General features: G+C 61.3%; 14 protein-coding genes. 4 read left to right on the top strand and 10 right to left on the bottom strand.

Translation table 11 applies throughout. The features are described 5' to 3' along the window. Positions 1-5: 5 nt before the first annotated feature. The 3 genes from glgB to BS630_RS07485 are packed head-to-tail and all read right to left on the bottom strand — an operon-like array spanning position 6 to position 8,719. Complete coding sequence (gene glgB, locus BS630_RS07495; protein ID WP_077976897.1) at positions 6-2,216, bottom strand: 1,4-alpha-glucan branching protein GlgB; 2,211 nt, start codon at positions 2,214-2,216, stop codon at positions 6-8. Further along, positions 2,213-5,494: a maltose alpha-D-glucosyltransferase gene (gene treS / locus BS630_RS07490; protein WP_077976896.1), complete on the bottom strand. Its 3,282-nt coding sequence runs from the start codon at positions 5,492-5,494 to the stop codon at positions 2,213-2,215. The genes glgB and treS overlap by 4 nt, the downstream gene beginning before the upstream one ends. After that, a complete protein-coding gene (locus BS630_RS07485; RefSeq protein ID WP_077976895.1) occupies positions 5,495-8,719 on the bottom strand; it encodes an alpha-1,4-glucan--maltose-1-phosphate maltosyltransferase in 3,225 nt (1,074 codons plus the stop codon). A gap of 335 nt (positions 8,720-9,054) precedes the next feature. On the opposite strand from BS630_RS07485, the gene BS630_RS07480 reads away from it, so the two are divergent. Then, the gene (locus BS630_RS07480) at positions 9,055-9,960 is read left to right on the top strand and encodes an MBL fold metallo-hydrolase (protein ID WP_077976894.1); all 906 of its coding nucleotides are present in this window, start codon (positions 9,055-9,057) and stop codon (positions 9,958-9,960) included. Further along, a complete protein-coding gene (locus BS630_RS07475; RefSeq protein WP_077976893.1) occupies positions 9,957-10,727 on the top strand; it encodes a phosphotransferase in 771 nt (256 codons plus the stop codon). Before BS630_RS07480 ends, BS630_RS07475 begins: the two co-directional genes overlap by 4 nt. A 57-nt stretch (positions 10,728-10,784) precedes the next feature. Here the strand turns inward: BS630_RS07475 and corA are convergent, their stop codons facing one another. The 6 genes from corA to BS630_RS07445 form a co-directional block, all read right to left on the bottom strand. After that, positions 10,785-11,828 carry a magnesium/cobalt transporter CorA gene (gene corA, locus BS630_RS07470; RefSeq protein ID WP_077976892.1) on the bottom strand — a complete coding sequence of 348 codons (1,044 nt, stop codon included), beginning with the start codon at positions 11,826-11,828 and terminating at the stop codon, positions 10,785-10,787. Positions 11,829-12,108: 280 nt separating this feature from the next. After that, a complete protein-coding gene (locus BS630_RS07465) occupies positions 12,109-13,560 on the bottom strand; it encodes an NCS1 family nucleobase:cation symporter-1 (RefSeq protein WP_077976891.1) in 1,452 nt (483 codons plus the stop codon). Between the two features lie 146 nt (positions 13,561-13,706). After that, entirely contained in the window at positions 13,707-14,792 is a 1,086-nt protein-coding gene (locus tag BS630_RS07460) for an alpha/beta hydrolase (protein ID WP_231285738.1), read from the bottom strand. A gap of 263 nt (positions 14,793-15,055) precedes the next feature. Beyond that, positions 15,056-18,130: an efflux RND transporter permease subunit gene (locus tag BS630_RS07455; protein ID WP_077976889.1), complete on the bottom strand. Its 3,075-nt coding sequence runs from the start codon at positions 18,128-18,130 to the stop codon at positions 15,056-15,058. Then, on the bottom strand, positions 18,127-19,212 hold the full coding sequence (locus tag BS630_RS07450) for an efflux RND transporter periplasmic adaptor subunit (protein WP_077976888.1): 1,086 nt from the start codon (positions 19,210-19,212) through the stop codon (positions 18,127-18,129). The genes BS630_RS07455 and BS630_RS07450 overlap by 4 nt, the downstream gene beginning before the upstream one ends. Beyond that, on the bottom strand, positions 19,209-20,282 hold the full coding sequence (locus BS630_RS07445) for an efflux RND transporter periplasmic adaptor subunit (protein ID WP_077976887.1): 1,074 nt from the start codon (positions 20,280-20,282) through the stop codon (positions 19,209-19,211). Before BS630_RS07445 ends, BS630_RS07450 begins: the two co-directional genes overlap by 4 nt. Before the next feature lie 109 nt (positions 20,283-20,391). Between BS630_RS07445 and BS630_RS07440 the strand changes: the two genes are divergently transcribed. Together BS630_RS07440 and BS630_RS07435 are read left to right on the top strand one after the other, a co-directional pair. Then, complete coding sequence (locus BS630_RS07440) at positions 20,392-21,024, top strand: TetR/AcrR family transcriptional regulator (RefSeq protein ID WP_077976886.1); 633 nt, start codon at positions 20,392-20,394, stop codon at positions 21,022-21,024. A 75-nt stretch (positions 21,025-21,099) separates the two neighbouring features. Then, positions 21,100-22,176: a LacI family DNA-binding transcriptional regulator gene (locus tag BS630_RS07435; RefSeq protein WP_170269047.1), complete on the top strand. Its 1,077-nt coding sequence runs from the start codon at positions 21,100-21,102 to the stop codon at positions 22,174-22,176. A 248-nt stretch (positions 22,177-22,424) separates the two neighbouring features. Here the strand turns inward: BS630_RS07435 and BS630_RS07430 are convergent, their stop codons facing one another. Then, on the bottom strand, positions 22,425-23,471 hold the full coding sequence (locus tag BS630_RS07430) for a carbohydrate ABC transporter permease (RefSeq protein WP_077976885.1): 1,047 nt from the start codon (positions 23,469-23,471) through the stop codon (positions 22,425-22,427). Position 23,472: the final 1 nt, after the last annotated feature.

Here is a 23,472-nt window from a genome sequence, read left to right as displayed (position 1 = left end):
ACCGATCAAAATGACGGTCCCTTGAGAAAGATCGTCGCCAGCGGCGGCAGCGTCAGCGACAGGGAGACGGGCCTGCCGTGTGCGGGAATGGGCTCGCTCGACACGGCGCCATTGACAAGGCCCGAGCCGCCATATTCCCGCGCATCCGTGGTAATCCGCTCGATCCACACCCCGTCCTGCGGCACGCCGATCCTGTAGCCGTAACGCGGCACCGGCGTGAAGTTCGACATGACCAGCACCGGTGAAGCGCCATCGGGCGCATAACGGAGCATGCCGAGGACGGAATTGACGGCGTCGTCGGCTGCCGCCCATTCGAAACCCTCGGGATGAAAGTCGCCGAACTGCAATGCCGGCTCGTCCGCGTAAAGGCCGTTCAGATCCTTCACCAGCCGCTGAATTCCTGCATGCTGAGGCCGGTCCAGCACATCCCAGGTCACCGACCCGTCATGGTTCCACTCGCCAGGCTGAGCGACTTCGCTCCCCATGAACAAGAGCTTCTTGCCGGGATGGCCCCACATGAAGGCGAGATAGCTGCGCAGATTGGCGAATTTCTGCCATTCGTCGCCCGGCATCTTCGTCAGCAGCGAGCCCTTTCCGTAGACGACTTCGTCATGTGAAATCGGCAGAATGAAGCGTTCGGAATAGGCGTAGATCATGCCGAAGGTCATCGTGCCATGGGCGTAACTCCGGTAAATCGGATCCTTCTCGATGTAACTCAGGCTGTCATGCATCCAGCCCATGTTCCATTTGATGTCGAAGCCCAGCCCCCCTTGCTCCGGCGGCTTCGTCACCCCCGGCCAGGCCGTCGATTCCTCGGCGATCGTCACCGCGTGCGGGCAGCGCTCGTGAATGATGCTGTTCAGGTGCTTGAAGAATTCGACAGCTTCCAGATTCTCCCGGCCGCCATATCGGTTGGGAATCCATTCGCCCTCGTTGCGGCTGTAGTCGCGGTAAAGCATCGAGGCAACGGCATCGACCCGCAAACCGTCGATATGGTAGCGCTCCAGCCATTCCAGCGCGCTGGCGATCAGGAAACCCTTCACCTCGTTGCGGCCGAGATTGTAGATCAGCGTGTTCCAGTCGCGGTGAAAGCCTTCGCGCGGATCTTCGTGCTCGTAAAGCGCGCTGCCGTCGAAGCGGGCAAGCCCCCATACGTCGGTGGGAAAGTGGGCGGGCACCCAGTCGAGAATGACGCCGAGCCCGGCGCCATGGCACCGGTCGACGAAATAGGCGAAATCCTCAGGCGTCCCATATCGGCCGGTTGGAGCGAAAAGGCCGAGCGGCTGATAGCCCCAGGAGCCGCCGAACGGATGCTCCATGATCGGAAGCAGCTCGATATGGGTAAAGCCCATGTCGCTGACATAGGGAACCAGCCGCTGGCTGAGTTCGACCCAGTCGAGCGACCTGTTGCCGTCCTTTTGATCGCGAAACCAGGAGCCGACGTGCACCTCATAGACGGAGAACGCGCCCTCCAGCCTGTCTTGCCGGGACCGGCCCTTCATCCAGCCGTCATCGGTCCATCGAAACGGCGTTGACGATGCGACGATGGAGGCTGTGGACGGAGCGGCCTCGCTCGCCCTCGCCACCGGATCGGCCTTCTGCGGCAGGCAGGCCCCCTGCGCATCGACGATCTCGAACTTGTATCTTTCGCCCGGGGCGAGGCGTGGCATGAACAGTTCCCAGACGCCCGCCGACGGTCTCAGCCGCATCGGGTTTCGCCGTCCGTCCCAGGCGTTGAAGTCGCCGACAACCGAGACGCGGCGCGCATTTGGCGCCCACACGGCGAAACGAACGCCCGGTACACCGTCGATCGACATCGCCACCGCGCCGAGCGTCCGGCTCAGACTATAGTGAGTGCCCTCCGATATCAGATGGAGGTCGAGCTCTCCGAGCAGCAGACCGAAACTGTAGGGGTCCTCGGTGATCTGGACTGCATCCGGCCATGTGATCCGCAGCCGGTATCCCGTCCTCGAGGCGGCGGCCGCGGCAAACAGGCCTGACGGGTGGGCGATGCTGAACGGCGTCACCACCCGGCCGCTCGTCGCATCAATGAGATCAACCGCTTCGGCGCCAGGCAGGTATACCCGCACGATCGTCATGCCGCCGCTTTCGTGAGGACCGAGGATCGAAAAGGGATCGCCGTGGCGGCCCTCGATCAAGGCCCATAGCGCATCCTGTCCGATGCCCGCCAGGAGTTCCGAGCGCTCAACATTCATGCCTTGACCCCCGCCAGACGCGATACGATTTCGGTAAAGCCGGATAGCGGGATCGGAAGCCATTTCGGCCTGTTGCGGGCCTCATAGGCGATCTCATAGGCGGCCTTTTCGAGAAGAAAGGCATCGAGAACCCTCCGTCTTTGATCGGGTGGCATGTCAAGCTCCTTCGATACGGAGACCGCCTGCGAATAGGCATCGAGAAAGGCCTCCTCAGCATGGCGCCCGAAGCGGGCGATCGCCTCGCGCCGGACTTCGTTCTCATGTTCGATGACCGCGTCGTTATCGAGCTGGGCGGTGGCTACGAGGTAGTTCAGCGATCTCAAAAGCCCGGCGACATCACGCAGCGGGTTTGTCTTGGCCCGGCGCTCGGTCAGGTTTTTCGCGGGCTCGCCCTCGAAGTCGATGATGACGGCATCGCCTTCGCTGACGAGGATCTGGCCAAGATGAAAATCGCCATGCGTGCGCGTCATCAGCATATCACGGGTGCTTTCCGCCAGCGTCGCGGCGAGTTCGACGAGTTCGGAGCGGCGCTCGAGAAGCGGTGCCGCAAGCAGGTCGATGGCGGGATCGGCATTCTCTGCGCGTTCGTCGAGCTTCGACAGGGCATAGGCGACCTCGCCGGCAACCGCCTTCTTTATCGCTTCGACCTCACTGTCGCCAGCGACCACCGGGCTGAAGGCCTCGTCCCCGGTATCCCCGGCGAGCACGACATGCAGTTCGCCGAGCCTGAGGCCGACCATCGCGACGAAGCTGATCAACGGCCGAAAGACGTCATCGCCCGGTTGGACAGCCGGGTCGTTCAGCACGAGTTCGTCTGCCCCACGGCGCAGATTGTTCAACATCCAGTTCCAGGCGTCGCCCTGATTGCGGATCGCGCCCTGGACGATGATCAAGGTCGAACGGCGTCCGCTGGAATCCGTATGCGCGACCTCGCCGAGCAGGGGCGCCGTGTGGTCATAGCCGGCGCGCGTCAGATAGCGCGTCATCTCGACCTCCGGATGAATACCGGGAAAGATGTGCCTGATCAGCTTGATCATCGCGAGGTCGCCGACAATCAGCGAGCTGTTGGACTGCTCGGCCGAGAGCCAATGGACCGGAAGGTCGTCGGTGACTTCGAGGCGGTCGAGCCGCTCGGTGCCGAGAAATTCGAGGGTGCCGGTGCGGCCGGTGATGCGCGAGCGGTCTCCAAGCCCACGCAGGATGCCACGCGCCATTGCCTCCACGGCAAATCCGTCCGTCAGGAAACCGACGCGCCTGCCCTGGCGAATCCGTCCGAGTGCCAGCTGCTGGGTCAGCGCGGACGGTTGCGCATCGTCCCAGGCAACCGCCAGCGGCAGCTGGTAGGATTCGCTGTGGTTCGGCAGCACGGCTTCCAATTCGCCGAGAACGATGCCGTCGGCAAACGGGATCGGCGTTGCGGAGATCAGACGTGCCGCCTGAAGCGCCTGGTCTTTCGCCCCGAACCACCGCCGCTTCGCGAGATAGGCCGGCAGGATTTCGGTGCTGAGGGTGCGCGCAAGCTTGGGTTCATCGACAAGATCGAGCAGGCCGCGGCGGATGACCATCGTCACCAGATCGGGAAGCTGCTCCGGCGGCGCGGTGCGCCATGCCGGTGGGTCGGCATCGGCCTCCAGCTGGAACCAGAAGAAACCGTAGGGCGGCAATGTTAGCAGATAGGTCAGCTGGCCGATCGGCGGAAAGGGCGACATGCCGGTCAATTCGATCGGTACGCGGCCCTCGAAAGCCGAGAGGTCGAGCTCGACCGCCTGGGGCAGCCGCGAGAGGTTTGCGACGCACATCAGCGTCTCGCCCTCATACTCCCTGAGATAAGCGAGAATCTTTCGGTTCTCAGGCGAGAGGAACCGCAATGAGCCGCGCCCGAAGGCCGGATGCCTGCCGCGCAGCGCCAGCATCTTGCGCGTCCAGTTGAGCAGCGAATGCGCATCCGTGCTCTGTGCCTCGACGTTGACCGCCTCGAAACCGTAAAGGGGATCTGCGACCGGCGGCAGGACGAGACGCGCCGGGTCTACCCTGGAGAAGCCGCCGTTACGGTCCGGCGACCATTGCATCGGCGTCCGCACCCCGTCCCGGTCGCCGAGATAGATATTGTCACCCATGCCGATCTCGTCCCCGTAATAGATGACAGGCGTTCCCGGCATCGACAGAAGAAGCGCGTTCATCAGCTCGATCCGCCGGCGGTCGCGCTCCATCAACGGCGCTAAGCGCCGCCTTATGCCGAGATTGATGCGGGCACGTTTGTCGGATGCATAGGTCTCCCAGAGATAATCCCGCTCGGCGTCGGTCACCATTTCGAGCGTCAGCTCGTCATGGTTGCGAAGGAAGATCGCCCATTGGCAGTTGTCGGGAATTTCAGGCGTCTGGCGCAGGATGTCGGTGATCGGAAACCGGTCCTCCTTGGCGATGGCCATATACATGCGCGGCATCAGCGGGAAGTGGAAGGCCATGTGGCATTCGTCACCCTCTCCGAAATATTCGCGCGTGTCCTCCGGCCATTGATTGGCCTCGGCAAGCAGCATCACGCCGGGGTGGGTGGCATCGAGCGCGGCGCGTATGCGTTTGAGGATCGCGTGGGTTTCCGGCAGGTTTTCGTTGATCGTCCCCTCGCGCTCGACGAGGTAGGGGATCGCGTCGAGACGAAATCCGTCGATGCCGGTTTCCAGCCAGAAGCGCATCACCCTCAGCAATTCCTCCATGACAAGGGGGCTATCGAAATTGAGGTCGGGCTGATGGGAATAGAAACGGTGCCAGTAATAGGCGCCGGCGACCGCGTCCCATGTCCAGTTGGATTTTTCCGTATCGATGAAAATGATCCGCGTTTCCGGAAATTTCTGATCGGTATCGGACCAGACGTAGAAGTCGCGCTCTGGCGATCCCGCCGGCGCCTGGCGCGCGCGCTGGAACCAGGGATGCTGATCGGAGGTGTGATTAATGACGAGTTCGATGATGACGCGGATATTGCGCTGGTGGGCGGCGTCGACGAAAGCCTGGAAGTCCTCCACCGTTCCGTAATCGGAGCTGACACTGCCATAGTCGGCGATGTCGTAGCCGTCGTCTCGGCGCGGAGAGGGAAAGAAGGGCAAAAGCCAGATGGCATTGACGCCGAGGGCTGCGATGTGATCGAGCTTCTGGTGCAGGCCGGCGAAGTCGCCGACCCCGTCGCCATTGGCGTCGTAGAACGACTTGATGTGCAGCTGGTAGATGATAGCGTCTTTGTACCAGAGCGGCTGGTTCATACCATCAGGATTCAAGGTGTCCATTCATGCCTCCGCTGCGCGAACGCGCCAGATCGCAAAGGGCAGGATCTGAGGGTTGAAGCTCACTCTCTGCCACTTGCCATTCCATCTGAACCGATGCCCAGCGACCAAGTCTTCGGCGTCGAGCGCTCCACCGTCTCCGAGCGACCACTTCCAGAGCGGCAGCTCGACGTCGCTCTGCTGGAAATTGTGGGGGTCGAGACTGATGGCGATCAACAAAACATTGTCGCGGGCGCGGCTCGCCTTCTCGAAGAACAAAATGTTGTCATTCGAGGCGTTTAGCAGCGTCAGCCCGAGATGCGAATGCAGGGCAAGATTTTCGTTCCGGATGCGGTTGAGCATCCTGATCTCAGCGATGATATTGCCCGGGCGGTCGTAGTCCCAGGCGCGGATTTCGTATTTCTCGCTGTCGGCATATTCCTTGCGCTTGGCATCGGGACGCCCCTCGCAAAGTTCGAAACCGTTATAAACGCCCCACAATCCCGACAGGGTGGCGGCAAGTGCTGCGCGGATCAGGAAGGCCGGGCGCGGCGCGTTCTGCAGGAAATCCGGATTGATATCATGCGTGTTGACGAAGAAATGCGGGCGGAAGAATTCCTTCGGCGCCGTCTCCGTCAGCTCCCGCATATATTGCTCAAGTTCCCACTTGGCATTGCGCCAGGTGAAATAGGTGTAGGACTGGGAGAAGCCGATCTTCGCCAAGCGGTACATCACCTTCGGCTTGGTGAAGGCTTCCGATAGGAAGATCACATCGGGATGACGGGCCCTGATATCGCCGATCAGCCATTCCCAGAACGGAAAGGGCTTTGTGTGCGGATTGTCGACGCGAAACAGCTTGACGCCCTGGTCTACCCAAAGCTGGACGATATCCCTGAGCTCCAGCCATAGTGAAGGCAGCGCATCTTTTGTGTAGAAATCGACGTTGACTATGTCCTCGTATTTCTTCGGCGGGTTTTCGGCGTATTTGATCGTGCCGTCGGGACGCCAGTCGAACCAGCCGGGATGCTCCTTCAGCCAGGGGTGATCCGGCGACGCCTGGATCGCCAGGTCGAGAGCGATCTCCAGACCGTGCCGGCTTGCCTCCTCCACCAGCCGGCGGAAATCCTCGAACTCGCCGAGCTCGGGGTGGATGGCATCATGGCCGCCCTCCTCGGAACCGATGGCATAGGGGCTCCCGGGGTCATCTGGCCCTGCTTTCAGGCTGTTGTTGCGGCCTTTCCGGTTGGTCGAACCGATCGGATGAATGGGCGGGAAATAGAGCACGTCGAAGCCCATGTCACGGATGGCGGGCAATCTCGGGATGACGTCGTCGAAGGTGCCGTGTCGGTTCGGATCGCCGCTCTGCGATCGCGGGAAGATCTGGTACCAGCTGGCAAAGGCAGCCTCCTTGCGTTCGGCATCGACGGCGCTTGCCGTCGAGCGAAGCCGAAACGGCCGCCTGTCCGCCTTGTTCATCAATTCAGATGTTCCGGCATCGAGAAGGATCGCCGTTCGCTCGGCATCTGAGGCGCTCTCGAGATTGGCGAGCAGCGCCTTTAATTCGGCGCGGAGCGTGTCACCTGCATGCATCTCGGCCGAACGGACGAGCTTTATCCCCTCCTGGAGTTCAAGCTTCAGATCCAGCCTGGCATCGTTCTTCTTCGTCAGTTCGTAGCGAAAAATCGCAAACGGGTTCTTCCATGCCTCGACGGCAAATTCATAGCGCCCGACCCGTTCTAATAGGAATTCGGTGCGCCAGCGGTCATTCTCGACCAATTGCATCTCCGTCTCGTTCCAGTCCGCCGCATCGAGCGGCCGCCAGAGCAGGACCGCGGCGATCGGGTCGTGGCCGTCGGCGAATATATCCGCCTCCACTGTGACGATGTCGCCGACCACCCGCTTGACGGGAAAGCGCCCGTCATCGACCCGCGGCGTGATGTTTTCGATGGCGAGCCGCGGCGACGCCGTCGCCTGCTCAGCGTCGAGGATCAGCTGGGATGTGATCGGCGCCGGCGCCTTGCCTTCGACCACCAGGGTCTCCCCTGCCCGTAGCCGCAGAGCCGTGCCGTCGGCTGCGGCGGGCAGAAAACCGGAGGCCGCTTCGCGCAGTGCGGTCACTGGAGCGGGCGCACTTTTCCGAAGATCCCTGTTGAGCAGGATGAACCGCACATTCTCGGTGCTACGAAGGTCTTCCGCCTCAGACTGCAGCAGCGCTGAGACTGGTCCGTTGGCGTTGCGGATGAGCCGAAGCGATGCGGTCGGCGCATGGGGTTTATTGCCGATCTCGGTGTTCGCAAGGCGAATTTCGGAGGAGATATCGAAAGCAAGGTCATGCCGCAGTCCCCGCAAACCCGTTCCATTCCCATGGGTCGGATCGAGCGGCGCGGCTGCGCCATATTCGAAGCCCATCGGAACCATCAGGCCGCCGCCGAGCGAGGCAGCTAGGCGCAGCGCCCTTATGGCGCGCCGTTCAACGATTTCGCGGCTCTCGGTTCCGTGCGCGATCCGCCTGGCGAATGGCGGCTCCGGAAAAGCGATCTGCCAGCCTAGCTGCTTCTGGACGCGGTGTTCTTCGATGAACCATCTCTCGTCAAAATCCCACCAGGCCATCGATGAAAAACATCCATCAAAGCCTGTATTCTTGACCGCGCTCCTCGCCCCAAAATCAGTGCCGGGCGTCCAGGCGAAGAATTGCGCGTCCGCCTTCTGGCGCACCGCCGCAATCAGCGATTTGAAAACCGCCGGCGCAATGCGATCGATCCCGAGCACCCGATAGCCGGAGAGGCCGAGACCGGCAAGTTCTTGCAACCGTTCTGTCCACTCTTCTAACAGTCGGGATCGAGACTCCGCTTCCATCGCGATCATCGGCTCTTCCGGATCCAATGGTGAGCGTCTCGGATCGACGGGGCGAAAGCCCGCCTCGGAATTCCGGGCCTTGCCGTCGAGCATCAGGTCCATCATCAAGGCGATGCCGCTCTTGCGGGCGGCCTCCGCCAAGCGTCCCACCCCATCCTCGATTGCGCTTCCGAGCGACAGTTGAGGATCAAGGCGATTCAGATCCTGGGAGGCAAAGATGCTGCGCTCCCCGCCCCTATCGAATAGAGGTGCCGTCAGCACACGGTCGAAACCGGTATCCGCCGCGTGGTCAAATACCTCGCGCCACGCGTCGATACCCTGAAGAAGGAGTGGATTGACATAATAGATCCGGGGTGGGGCGCTCAACACACCCTGGTTTGGAGAGAATGACATCGGCCGCCGCTCGAGTTTGGTTTGAAGGCAAACTTCTGTTGCCCGACGTTGTTCCACCGAAAGTTTCAATTCAGGTTGCGCCAGACATCGCCGACCGTACCGGCGCGGGACCGATGGAACGCGCTCGATACGCGCGTCAAAGCCTTGAACTGCGCAGACGGACCTTGAAGGTTCGCGACATAATTGAATAGTCTTGCGCTTTCTGGGACGATGACCCATTTGGTTGCCGACGGAAGCCCCCTCGCCGCCCCGCACCGTTCTGAAAGATCAGGCGCCCGAACGAGACTTGATGTATCCGAATGAAATCACTGCGATTGCAATAGAGGCGGCCAGACATGAATCCATCGGTGGAATTGTGTTCATATCCCGAACTCGATGATCGAATCGTGATCGTCAGGGCGGGGGACGAGGTTGATGCCGTGTTTGTCCGGACCGAAAGGTTCAATGTGCTGATCGATACGCTCGGCACGCCCGAACTCTGCACGGCGGCGCTGGACCTGCTCGGGGAACAGACGAACACTCGTCCGCTGATCGTCATCAATTCGCACATGGATTGGGATCATTTCTGGGGAAATGCCGCCATTGCTGCGCGCGCTCCGATTATCGCGCATGCCGCCGCGCTCGACCGTTTACGCGACCCTTCCGCACAGGAGGTCCTGAGGGACAAGGCGAGCCGGGAGTCGAGGTTTCGAAACGTCGACCTCATCGGTCCCGATATTACCTTCTCCGGCTCGATGACCCTCAATGGCGGTGATCTGACGCTGGAACTCATTCATACGCCGGGACACACGCCCGACCATATCGCCGTATGGATTCCCGAACTTCGCATCTGCCTGGCCGTCGACGCGGTGGAATATCCCATCCCCGAAGTCTGGAGCAAAAATGCAGGCGACCTGCGCTTGATCCGCTCCTCGCTCGAGCGGATACGTGACCTCAATGCAAGACTGGTCATCCCTGCGCATGGCCGGACGCACTCTCCTTCGGCGGTGGATGGCAACCTCGCCTATTTCCGAGCCCTGGCCGATCGTGTCGGCAGTTTGAGTGAGAGCCAGCTGGCCGATCCGCAACTCGGCAGTTCAAGCGGCCTGCGGCTTGAAGACTTCGTCCCCATCCCCGACGGAATGGCCTCCGACGTCGTGGCGTTCTACCGGAACTGCCATGAGACAAACCTTGGCGCCACGGTTCAGGCCCATATCGAAAAACTGAATTCGCATAAGGAACGTCAGGGGGCCGGAACGTGAAACTGTTGGAGGGCGGACGAACCGGGCAGATCTGGCAGGACGGCGATACCGTCGTACGGCCTTCCGGCGCATGGACGCCGACGGTGCACCGGTTTTTGCGCCATCTCAGGAGCAGAGGCTTTCTAGGAGCGCCGGATCCGATTGAAATAACCGGAAACCAGGAAGTCGTCGGTTATGTCGCCGGGCGCGTCTGCGAAGACCTGAGCGACCAGTTTGTCGGGTCGGAGCGCATGCTGCTTTCCGCAGCCAGGCTCCTGCGCGAATTTCATTCGGCATCTCAAGGGTTTCTCGAATCGGATCGCGAGGTCCAGACATGGATGCTGCCGCCACAGGAGCCGCGCGAGATCATATGCCACGGCGACTATGCGCCCTACAATGTCGCGACGGTAGACCATGAGGCTGTTGGGATCATCGATTTCGATACCGCCCATCCCGCACCGCGCCTATGGGATCTGGCCTATTCGGTCTACCGCTGGGCGCCGCTTTCCGATCCCGCCAATCCGGACGTAGCCTTCGGCCTCGACGAACAGCTGCATCGCGCGGAAATCTTTTGCACGGCATATGGGGCGACGATGGAAGACCGGCTCCAGCTCCCTGAGATGATCTGCAGGCGGCTGCAGGCGCTCGTAGATTTCATGCTGGCAGGTGCGGCCGCCGGAGATGAGACGTTCATGGAGGACGTGGTTGCCGGAGACGCCCGGTTGTATCTCAGCGATATGGACTACGTTCGCAGCAATCGGGACCGGCTGCTGAAGGCCTTGTGCTGACGTACCTTCGCCAAGCCGCGTGTCCGTCTACCGCATACCCGCCCCTGCATCACATATTTAGAGCCACTTCTTCCGACGGAAGAAAGTGAAGAGGCCCAGGCACAAGGTGACGATGACGCCGAGCACGACGAAATAGCCGTACTGGAATTTCAGCTCCGGCATATCGTTGAAATTCATTCCGTAGATACCGGCGATCGCGGTGGGAACCGCGAGGATCGCCGCCCAGGCAGCGAGCTTGCGGGCGATCGCCGTCTGCTCCGTCTGGCCGATCATCACGCTGGCCTCGAAGGCGAAGGCGAGGACCTCGCGCAGTGCATCGATATCTTCCTGAACCCGGCGCACGTGATCGGTCACATCGCGAAACAGCGACTGGAGCGTCGGATCCATCCCGGGAAGATCGATGTGCTCGTATCGCCGGCAGACGTCTACCAGCGGCACCACAGCGTTGCGCAGCCGCAGCAGCTTGCGCCGTAACAGGTAAAGCCGCTCGATGTCGGACTTTTCCAGCTGTTCACGCAGCACCAGATCCTCGAGCTTCTCGACCTCCTCCTGCACGACCTCGATGACAGGCATGTAGTTGTCGACGATGAAATCGAGGATGGAATAGAGAATATAATTCTCGCCATGGGCAAGTGCTGCCGGCGTGGCCTCGCATCGCTGACGCACCGCCAGATAGGAGGACGAGTCGCCGTGGCGGACGGAAACGACATAACCGCGACCGACGAACAGATGCGTTTCGCCGAAGACGATTTCGTCATCCTTCATATGGGCGGTCCGGGCGACGATGAACATCGCGTCGCCGTAAATTTCCAGTTTCGGGCGCTGGTGAGGCTGTGCTGCATCCTCGATCGCCAAGGCATGGAGATTGAACTCGGCCTGGACCTGATGCAGCAGCACTTCATCCGGCTCGTGCAGGCCGATCCAGACGACGGCATTCTCCCGGCTTCGCCATTCGCCGGCCTCCTCTACCCTGATGTCGCGAATGCGTTGCCCCTGCTGATAAACGGCGGCGGCCACGACGCCGGGCCGTTCATACGGCGGTGATGTGGAACCCCCGTCTGCCAGCGCGGAAATACCGTTCAGATCCTTCAGCCGTTCCAAATCCAGCTATCCTCTCCATGGCCGCACGGGATCATATATCCGCGGGGTCAATCCCTTCGCCGGTCAGGCGCTCAGCCGATCATAATGCTATTTCGTAAAACATGCATCACTGCGTCGGTGCCGGGTTTGACCAGCCGCCTTCATCCGGCCAGGCGCCGGGCAGACTCATGTGTCCGTGGAAATATCGTCCATGCGGTTGCCGCTCGCCGCTGAAACGGGCGGAGACAGGAATCCCCGACATAAAAAGGCGCCCGGCGATTGCCGGGCGCTTTTCATTCGGTCAGGACGCGAAGGCCGGATTGCGCCGCGCGCCCATTCTCAACACGAAATAGATCGCTCCGCCGATGGCGACGCCGAAGAACCAGCCGTAAGTGCCCCACCAGTCCGGCAGGATGGTGGTGAAAGTCGGCAGGATCGAGGAAAACAACGCCCCCACCGCAAATGCGATGAAGGCATTGCCGTGCCATCCGTTCTGGAAGCGGAACTCGCCATTCTCATCGTAGAGCGTTTCGACGTTCAGCTGGCTCTTCCTTATGAGATAGTAGTCCACCATCATGATTCCGAAGATCGGCCCCATCGTCGACCCGATGAAATTGACGAAATGCGCGGCACCCGTCTCCCACGGAGCAAACGGGTAAAGCACGAGAGCGATCAGGGCGGCGATATATCCGCCGCGCTTGAAGTTGATCTGCCGCGGGAAGACGTTGGCGAAGTCGAAGGCCGGAGACACGAAGTTCGCCACGACGTTGATGCCGAGCGTTGCGATCGCGAATGTCAGCGCCGCAAGCAGCGCCAGGAACCAGCTGTCGAATTTCGCCGATATCTGTTCCGGATGCAGCAGCACCTCTCCGTAGACGGTGAAGGCGGCGGTGGTCGTCACACCTGCGACGAGGCAGAACGCCAGGAGATTGATCGGCAGTCCCCAGAGGTTGCCTTTCCTCAGCGCCTTTTCATTCGTTGCGTAGCGCGAGAAATCGCAGAAATTCAGGTAGAGCGCTGCGAAATAGGTGATCCAGGTGGCGGCTACGGCAGCAAGGGCTGCGATCGAACCGGGCTCGCCCGGCACGCCGGCATCCTTGGTCTTTTCGATCAGCACGTCGCGCGGGATTTCAGACCCGAAGGAGAAGGTGCCTGACTTGACGACCAGATAGACCGCGAGCACCAGCATCATGATCCAGACGGCGGGTCCGGCCCAATCCTGGAATTTGCGAACCGTTTCCATCCCGCGCTGAATGATCAGCAGCTGCAGCGCCCAGACGACAACGTAGCAGATAAGCTCGAGGGTCGAGTGGCCGAGCATGTGACTGTTTTGATGAAAGGCAAGCAGGCTGTCGTTGCGGATCAGCAAAGCAACGATCGCGCCGGATGCGGCAGCGGTCTGCGCCCCGTACCAGAAGCAGGCAACCACCGCCCGGACCAGTGCTGGAACATTCGCCCCGAACGTGCCGAAGGAGGCGCGCGCCAGAACCGGAAAGGGGACGCCGGTGCGCACGCCCGCATTGCCGACCAGGCTCATCAGGCAGAAGATGACCAGAGATCCGATGCCGATGGCGATGACGAAATTGACGAAGCTGCCGCATAGCAGGAACAGGCTCGCCGCCAGATAATAGCCCCACAGGCTGTGGACGTCTGATGTCCAGACGTTAAAGATGCTGAATGCACCCCATTTGCGCTCCTCGGCAGGTGCGAGATCCTCGTTGTACAACGAGGGAGACGGATTTTTTACGCTCATGAATGCCCTCCCATATCCTCGAGGTCAATTTGACCACGGGGGGAAGTCTGCTCTCCATTTATGCATGTGACAATTTAATAGTCACATTATGCACATGTCTTGGTGATGCCTGAGGATTAGCCATCGCCGCCCTGACCTCCGTCTGGTCATTGCGAGCCGACGACACGCCCGGCTAGACGAAACGGACTTGCGACCGCAGCGCCGGCGGCATCGAAGACATAGGCGCCAACGTCGCCGGCGGTCGAACGCCTGCCGCTTTCGAAGGAGGCAAGCTGCGCTCCGAACTTGGCGAGCGATGCGTAGCGGTCGTGCCCCAGCCCGTCGGATGCCTGGATCGACGTGATGTCGATGACCCGAAGCCTTTCCTTCAAGGCAGCCTCCCTGATGACGGGATCGTCGATATCGAGGCGTCCGACGCGCGCCCGCTCCCCCGCTATGAAGCTCGAGGCCACCAGCGCCCGGTCATCCTTCGAAACGAGAAGACATATGGGAATAGGCATCCGACCGATATCCTTCAGCTGGGATCGGAAAACATCGACGTCGATGTCAGGGGCGGCGAGGATCACCGCCAGTTTGCCGATGACGTCGTCGCGATGCTGTAGTTTGAGCTGGCGCACCGTTTCCATCACCAGGAATCCGCCCATGCTATGTCCGAAAAGGATAATGCGTTTCACCTTTCCGGAAGCCGAGAGCGCGGCGACAAGCGAGTCGAGGTCGCTGCGCGAGGAGAGAGCCGCATCGCGGTCGGCGACATAGCCGGCGACGGCAGCGGCCGAAGGCCACGAAAACAGAACTGGAGAACCCGGAATTTTGGCGTCCGCGGCAATCTGCGCGGTGCGAAACAGCGCCTCCTGATAGCTATAGTTATAGCCATGCACGAAGATGCCGACAGTGCCGTCGGACTGCGTCGAGCGGAGCGCCTCCTCTACGAAGGCGTCCTTTGCAAGCTGCTTGCGCCTGATGACAGCAAATTGGCGTTCGGGATCCGGTCTCGAGGTCGGATATGTGATCGCGGTGTCCTTCCGGCCGGGAGGGACCGAAAACGCATATTGCTCGTAGGTAAGATTGTCAGCCCAGGTGCTGCCGAACCCGCCCCGTATGCTATCGGGGGTTCTGTTGGTCGCTACGAGCACCTTCACGCTGACCGGGGTCTTTTCGGCATGAGTCGGTTGACTCAGATGAACTGGCTTCAATACGTCCGGCGATGGTCTCGTCGCACAGCCTGCGAGCATCGCCAGGCCGATCGCGGCAATGATGGCCGGCCCGGTCTTCAGGAGCTCTCGGTGATCTGCCTTCGAGGGCTCCGGAGAATATCGTTCCGTCATCGATAAATTTCCCCTGGGATCAAGGCTCTCGGGCGCCAATCTCGTCATACGGCATGTCGTTCTCGTTCCCGCGTGGGATGGCATCGCCTGCGCCACCCCACACATTTTATCGCGGCCCGTGTTGCAGCGGCCGCCGCGGCGGCCGTGGGCGATGGCCGTCGAAGACTGCGTCACACCTCTGCCGCCGCGGCTTCGGCCCGAACGCCTTCGTCCCTCGGAATCCTGAACCACGCGACGTAGAGCGCAGGCAGGAACAGCAGGGTGAGTGCGGTTCCGACGACGATGCCGCCCATCATGGCGTAGGCCATCGGCCCCCAGAAGATCTCGCGCGAGATCGGGATCAGCGCCAGCGTGGCTGCCGCGGCCGTCAGCATGATCGGCCGCATGCGGTGTTCGGTGGCCTCGATGACCGCTTGCCAGGCCGCCATTCCTTCGCTGCGCAAATGCTCGATCTGGACAACCAGGATGACAGAGTTGCGGATCAGAATGCCGATGAGCGCGAGCACGCCCAGGATCGCGACGAAGCCCATGGGGGCGTTGCTGAGGAGCAGGGCCGCGACGACGCCGATCAGGGCCGTCGGCGCGACGGCGAACACCAGGAACAGGCGGCTGAAGCTTTGCAGCTGGATCATCAGGATCGTCGCCATCGCAAACAGCATCAGCGGAGCCACAGCCACGATCGGCCCCTGTGAGTCGGCGCTGGATTCGACCGCGCCACCCACTTCCACCTTGTATCCCACTGGAAGGCCTTTCTGGAATTCTTCGACCTTCGGCTTGAGCTGTTCGACGACCGTGGCCGGTTGCGTCGGACCGACGACGGCCGCCTTGATCGTTATGGTGGGTTGCCTGTCGCGACGCCAGATGGTCGGCTGCTCGAGCTCGTAGCGGAAATTCGCCACGGCGGAGAGCGGCACGACCTTGCCATTGGAGGTGGAGAGCTGCAGGTTCTGCAGCGTCTGGATGGAGTCGCGCTCGGAAGCCCTGGCGCGGCCGATGACATTGACCAGGTAGATATCGTCTCGAACCTGGGTGGCCGTCGAGCCTTCGACGATGCCGTTGAGGGCGGTGGCGATGTCTTCGGAGGATACGCCGAGCTGGCGCGCCTTGTCCTGCAGGACATCGACCTTCACCACGCGGGACGGCTCGTTCCAGTCCAGGACCATGTTCGCCAGAAGCGGATGCGATCCGATGACGCCGGCAAATTTCTGCGAGAGATCGCGGACCTTTTGAATATCAGGGCCGCTGACCCGGTACTGGACCGGCTTGCCGACCGGCGGACCGATGTCGAGAAGCTTCACGAAGGCGTCGGTGCCCGGGAAGGTTTTCGTCAGATAGTCCTGCAGCTCTGTTCGCACCTTGTCGCGCACGTCGAGCCCCTTGGTGACGATGATCGTCTGTCCAAACGACACGTTGGGCGTCTGCACGTCGAAGGATAGGATGAAGCGCGGGGCGCCCTGGCCGACATAGGTCGTCCAATGATCGATATCCTTGTTGTCGGCCAGCATCTCCTTTTCGAACCTGGCCATCTGCCTATTGGTTTCGGCGATCGAACTGTTGTGGGGGAGGTTCCAGTCGATAATGAGCTCAGTCCTGTCCGAGCTGGGAAAGAACTGCTGCTGCACCAGCCCCATGCCGCCAATCGAAAGCCCGAAAACGCCGACCGTCAGAATGATGGTGACCCAGCGCCAGCGCATCGCCAGGCCCAGGAGCCAGGAGAAGACCGAGGCGAAGCGGCCCTTCTTCTCGTGATGCGATTTCATCGTCTTCGGCAGGATCGTGACGCCGAGAAGCGGCGTGAACAGCACCGCCACCACCCAGGAGACGATCAGCGAAACCGCGATGACGACGAAAAGCGTGAAGGTGAATTCACCGGCAGCGCTGTTGTTGAGACCAACCGGAATGAAGCCCGCTACGGTCACGAGCGTTCCCGTCAGCATCGGAAAGGCGGTCGACGTATAAACGTGGGTGGCGGCCTTCCTGAGATCGTCGCCCGCCTCCAGGCGGGCCACCATCATCTCGACAGCGATCATGGCGTCGTCGACAAGCAGCCCGAGTGCGATGATCAAAGCTCCGAGCGAGATGCGCTGAAGCGAAATGCCGGAATACTCCATCACCACGAAGGTGATGGCGAGCACGAGCGGTATGGAGATCGCCACCACCATGCCGGCGCGAAGACCAAGGCTGATGAAGCTGATGATCAGCACGATGACGATCGCTTCGAAGAGCGCGCGGGTAAATCCGGACACCGCTTCGTCGACAACGGCCGGCTGATCGGAAACGCGGTGGACATCCACGCCGATCGGGAGGTCGGCGACGACACGCTTCATCTGCGCGTCGAGCCCCTCGCCGAACTCCAGAAGATTGGCGCCCTGCTTCATGCCGATTGCAAGCCCGATGGCAGGCTGGCCGTTGAATCGGAACAGCGCCGACGGCGGATCCACGTAGCCGCGTTTGATCGTGGCGACGTCGGTCAGCGGAAAAAAGCGGTCGTTGATCCGAAGATTGATCGATCTCAGACTTTCCTCGGAGGTGAATTGTCCACTCACCCGCAAGGCGATACGCTCTGGCCCGGCATCGACGAAGCCGGATTGCGTGACGGCATTCTGCGCCTGCAGGGTCTGGATGACCGACTGCTGGTCGATCCCGAGTGCTGCGATCTGGCGCGTTGAGAATTCCAGATAGATCGCCTCGTCCTGGGCGCCGACCACATCGACCTTGCCGACATTGGGCACGGTCAGGACCTCGGAGCGGGCGTTTTCCACAAGATCGCGAAGCTGCCGCTGAGTAAGGCCGTCGCTGGTGAAGGCGTAGATGTTTCCGAAAACGTCGCCGAAGCGATCGTTGAAGAAAGGACCGACGACGCCGGTCGGGAAATCACCCTTGATGTCGGCGATCATGTTGCGGATGCGCAGCCAGGTCGGCGCCACGTCCCTTGCCTTGGTCGTCGGCAGCAGCTCGACGAAGACGGTCGTCTGGCCGGCAACGGTCTCGCTCTTGGTATAGTCCAGCGATTCCAGTTCCTGGAGCTTCTTCTCGATCCTGTCGGTCACCTGCCGCGTCACTTCTTCGGCGGAGGCGCCGGGCCACTGGGCGGTGATTACCATCGTCTTGATCGTGAAGTTCGGGTCTTCCTCGCGGCCGAGCTTCACGTAGGAGAAGGCGCCTGCGAGAATGAAGACGATCATGAAGTACCAGACGAGCGAACGGTGTTCGAGCGCCCAGTCGGAAAGATTGAAGGACTTCACTGGCTGATCTCCTGGTCGATCCTGATGGCCTGGCCATCTTCAAGTTTATGCACGCCTGCCACGACGACCCTTTCTCCGGGGGCGAGCCCCTCGGTGACGCGGACGCTGCCGCCGTCTTCGACGTCGCCGTCGATCTTCACGCGGCGAAGCGATACCTTTCCGGCAGGTGCATCGACGATCCAGACACTCGGGCCGTCGCTGCTCGCAAGGATTGCCGAGGAAGGCAGGACGATCTGCGGATCGGCGGCAATGGTTGCCGCGGCTGTGATGACCGAGCCGAGCCTGAAGGCTTCGGGCGGATTGGTGAGCGCGATCTTGGTCCTGCTCGTGCGGGTAGAGGTCTCCGCCTCCGGTGCTATTTCGCGCACGATCCCGGACGTGCGGATGGTCGGATCGAGCTGCAACGTCACTTCGAAGGGCGCGCCGATCTTCAGTTTCTGGGCGGCCGCCTGCGGGACATCGACAACGGCGTCGCGTTTGTCCGGCCGGGCAATGGTCACGACTGTCTGGCCGGCCGACACCACCTGCCCGACCTCGGCCGAGGTCGCCGTCACCACCCCGTCGAACTCCGCCCGAAGCTGCGCATAACCGAGCTGCTCCTTGGCCTTGTCGAGATTGGCCTGCGCCTTGGCGACGGCGGCTGCGGCGGTTCGCCTTGCCTGCTCGGCCTCTTCGAGCGAGGCTTCGGTGCCGGAGCGCGACGTCAGCAGCGCGCGCTGGCGCTGCTCCGTGGTCACCGCGTTTCTGAGCTGGGCGTCGCTGTTCTCGACGTCCGACTGAGCGTTGCGTACGGCAAGCTCCAGCGCCAGCGGATCGATGGCGGCAACGACGTCATCCTTCTTGACGAGATCGCCGACATTGACGTTGCGGGCGATCATCCGCCCGAGAATCCGGAACCCGAGTTCGGTCTTGATCGTCGGTTCGATCGTGCCGGTGAGGCTCAAGCTCGAGGCCGATGTCGGCTTGACTGTCATCGACAGCACGGGACGGGGCGTTTCCCCCTTCTCCTCATCCTGCGGCGCGCAGGAGGAGATCAGGGCCGTACCCATCATCAGAGCGACTATGTTGAGACGAATTCTCACTTGGAAACTTCCTTGACATAAGACACGATTTCACCCGGCCTGAGGAACTTGGTTCCGTCTGCCACCACGACCTCACCTTGCGATACGCCCGACTTGACGATGAAGCTGCCGGTCTCATAGCCGGAGATATCCACCGCCCGAACCGAAACCGCAGACGATGCGGGATCGACGATCCAGACGGCCGGCTTGCCGTCCTTGGATGTCATGGCGGACCAGGGAAGCTGGATGACGTCCTGCGAGACGTAATTGAATCTTCCGACGACGGGAGCGCCGAGAGGCATCGGAGCGTCGCTCGATATCGCGACCTTGACCTTGATGGTTCCGGTGGAGGAATCGATCGTCGGCGAAATCTCGCGAACCTTCGCCGCGATCTTCTGCGTCGGGTCAGATAGCAGGGCCACTGTGCCATCGCCGTCGATCGGGCGCAGGAACGCACTTTCGACCACTTCGAAGACGGCATCGCGGTCACCGTCATGGGCAAGAGTGAAGACGACCTGGGCGGCCTGCGCCACCTGCCCGACCTCGGCATTGCGGGCAGTGATCATCCCGTCGGCGTCCGCCTTCAGCTCTGTGTAAGACAAGGTATCCTGAGCGGTTTCCAACAGCGCCTGCGCCGACTTCGTCGATGCCTGCGCGGTCAGAAGCGCTTCCTGCGCCTGGTCGAGTGCCGCACGCGTCGTCACCTGCGTTCGAAACAGGCTCTGCTGGCGGTCGTATGCGAGCTGTGCCTGGGTCTGCTGCGCCTCAGCCGACTGAAGATTGGCTGCCGCCACCTCCAGCTCGGCCTTCTGCTCTTCCGGATCGATCCGCGCGAGGAGCTGCCCCGCCTTCACGGACTGTCCGACTTCCACCAGCCGCTCGATGATCTTGCCGCTGACGCGGAAGGACAGATCGGTCTGAACACGCGCCCGCACTTCTCCTGTGACCGCGCCGCCCTGAGCCAGCGGCTCAGGCTTGGCGACGACGACGGAGATCTGCCGCGGGGTGGGCTCGGTCGGCCCGCTTGCATCGCTGCATGATCCGAGACCGATGGCGCATACGATCGCTGTGGCGACCAGAATGGTTCTCATAGTTGACCTCTTGCTCTCAACGGCAGCTCCTATATAATTGACTGACGGATTAGTCAATGAAACTTTGTGCCGCGGGATCAGGGCGAGCGCAACAAGGGAGGCGAGGCAAATGGCAGCTCAGAAGAAGATCACACGCGCGGAACAGAAAGCGCTGCGGCCCATCCAGATCCTGGATGCCGCCTTCGAGGAATTCGTGAGAAGCGGTTTCACCGGCACGCGCGTCGAAGACATCGCCGACAGGGTCGGCGTCACCAAGGGTACGGTGTATGTCTACTTCGAGACGAAGGAGAAACTTTTCGAAGCTATGATCAACCATTTCTCGGTGCCGTTTCAAGAACTGCTGGGGATCACCGAGAACCTCAGCGGCAGCGCCACCGACCGGCTGATTTCCATTCTCGGCCTGCTCTATGAACAAATCGCCGAGGATCGTACGACCCGCGAACTGACACGGCTGGTCATCGCCGAAGGACACCGGTTCCCCGACCTGATCGACCGCCACCACGATCAGTTCATTGAGCCAATCATCACCAAGGTCGACGCTCTCATTCTGGAGGGTGTGACGTCGGGGGAGTTTCGCGAAGTTCCGGTGGAATTCTCCGACATCGTGGTCGCGCCCATCCTGACGACGACAGTTCTGCGGCTGATATTCGACGACCGCCGCGTGCCCACACCCAACAAGGAGGCCTTCCTGCGGACTTATTTCGACCTGCTGCTCAATGGCCTGCTTGCCAAACCTCACTGATCGCCAAATGACAAAAAATACCGCACCAGGCACGTAGCTTTTCTCAAGTTTTTATGTGAAAACATCGAGTTACCTATGCCTTCGAAGGCACGACCTCAATTCGTGACGGAAAAAGTGGAACGCAAAGTCAATCTCAAGGATGTCGCGCGCGATGCGGACGTGTCGCTGAGCACGGCCTCGCACGCGCTCAACGGAACCGCACCGCTAACGATCGAGGTACGCGAAAGGGTTCTGGATTCGGCCAAACGCTTAGGCTACCTCGACCGCCGGAGGAAGAAGGCAACGATCGCGACCTTGCGCGTCCTGCTTCTCGCCATTCCCGACGATGCCGCGCCCGAGAGCGACCTCAATCTGGTGAGCTGGACGATCCTCAACGGTCTCCGTAGGGAGTGCGAACGCCGCGGCATCAGGATCGTACCCTTCGTCAGCACCGGCCGGCGTATCGACGGCGCTCAAGTCAGGCAGATCGCGCTCTCGGAACGCGCCGACGGCATCGTGGTCCTGAACGACGATCAGCCGGAACTGATCCGAAGCCTCGCCTCCCCTGATATGCCTGTCGTCATCGTCAACGGCGAAGACCCCGCCATGCTGGTCGATACGGTCACCCCCGAAAACCGCTTCGGAGCGCGGCTCGGCATCGAGCACCTGCTGGCGCTCGGGCATCGCCGTATCCTGCACCTGACCTGGAAGGGACGCACGACGATCCAGCGCCGATATGACGGCTTTTCCGATGCCTATTTCGCCGCCCAGCTTCCGGTGCCGGACGATATGATCGTCGAGGCCGAGGGGTATGAGCCCAAGCACGGCGAGGCTGCGATCAACGCGCTGCTCGACCGCGATGCCACGATGAAAGGCGCGACCGCCGTCTTTTGCGCCGCCGACAATCTGGCGCTCGGCTGTCTGAAGGCATTGGCCGATCGGGACATCCGCGTGCCGGAAGCGATATCAGTGCTGGGGTTCGACGACATCGTTCCCGGCGAGTTCAGCCGCCCGCCGTTATCGACGGTCAGCGTTCCCACAGACAGGCTCGGCGCCGCCGCCTTGGCGCTGATCGAACAGCGCCTGATCGCCAACGATCCGCAGCGGCCGGCCCATCGCCTGGAACTTGGATGCCACCTCGTCCTGCGCGGCAGCATCGGGCCGCCGCGTTAGATGTCGCGGCCTGATGCTTTATTCCGGCATTGGAGATGAATTGGAGAGATCCAGGCGATCAATTGGGGTACCTCGGTGCCAGTCAAGGATGCATGTCACAACGTGGCCGACGAATGAGGGCTCTGGGCAAAGACAAAAACCGAAACGCGCCGCATGAACCAGGTTCAATGCGACGCGCCTCAGCCGGGAGGAAGACGTGGTATGGTCGTTCGGCGATTGCGGGGAGGTCTATCTCCACGCCTCGCCGTTCACTTCATGCCTGTTCCGGCGATGCCAGTGGTGATGTACTTCTGCAGGAACAGGAAGACGACGGTGACAGGCAGCAGACTGAGGAACGTCATCGCCAGGATATAGTGCCACTGCACCGAGAACTCTCCCTGGAATGCATTCAGGCCGACCTGCAGGGTGAAATTCTCGCGGCTGTTGAGGACGATGAGCGGCCAGAGGAAATCGTTCCATCGCCAGAGCACGGAAAAGATCGCCAGCACCGCGAGCGCCGGCGCCGTCAGCGGCAGGATGATGCGCCAGAAGATGCAGAATTCGCTCGCCGCATCGACGCGCGCCGCCTCTATCAGCTCGTCGGGTATGGTGAGCATATATTGCCGCAGCAGGAAGACGGCGGTCGGAGAGGCAACCGTCGGCAGGATGACGCCCCAGAGGTTGTCGGCAAGCCCTACCCCGACAATGACGAGATAGGCTGGCACCATGACGACGGCGAGCGGGATCATCAGCGTCGAAATGATGATGACGAAGACAGTCGTATCACCTGCAAATTTGTATTTCGACAGGGCGAAGGCCGCCATGGCGTTGACGATGAGCGTCAGAAGCGTTGCGACGAAGGTGACGAACACTGAATTCTTGAGGAATGTCAGGAAGTTGAAACGCGTCAGCGGATCGGTGTAATTCTGCGTGGCAACCGTCAGCTTCTGCACCGGCGTCATCCCCTTGACGTCGACGCTGACGGGTGGTCCCGGATTTGCGGGATCGATCATCTGGGCCTTGAGGCCGATGCGGCGGACCATGGCCATTTCACGCATCTGGCCATCGACATTGACCTGCCAGAGGCTAAGCGGCTTGTCGAAGCCGGGCACGGTCTGTTCGACGGCGGCCCGGGGAAGCAGTGTCGGCGGAAACCGGGTGATTTCAGCCGCCGGCTTCAGCGAGGAGAGGCCTGCCCAGAGGACCGGAAGCAACACCACGAAGGTTCCGCCGATCAGCCAGACCCATGACAATATGTCGGTTATATCGATGCGTCCGGCCCGGCGTGTGCGCGTGAAAAAGCTGATCGGGTTCATC

This window comes from Rhizobium laguerreae (assembly GCF_002008165.1).
GTDB lineage: Bacteria > Pseudomonadota > Alphaproteobacteria > Rhizobiales > Rhizobiaceae > Rhizobium > Rhizobium laguerreae.
This window is presented reverse-complemented; position numbering and strand designations above follow the sequence as displayed.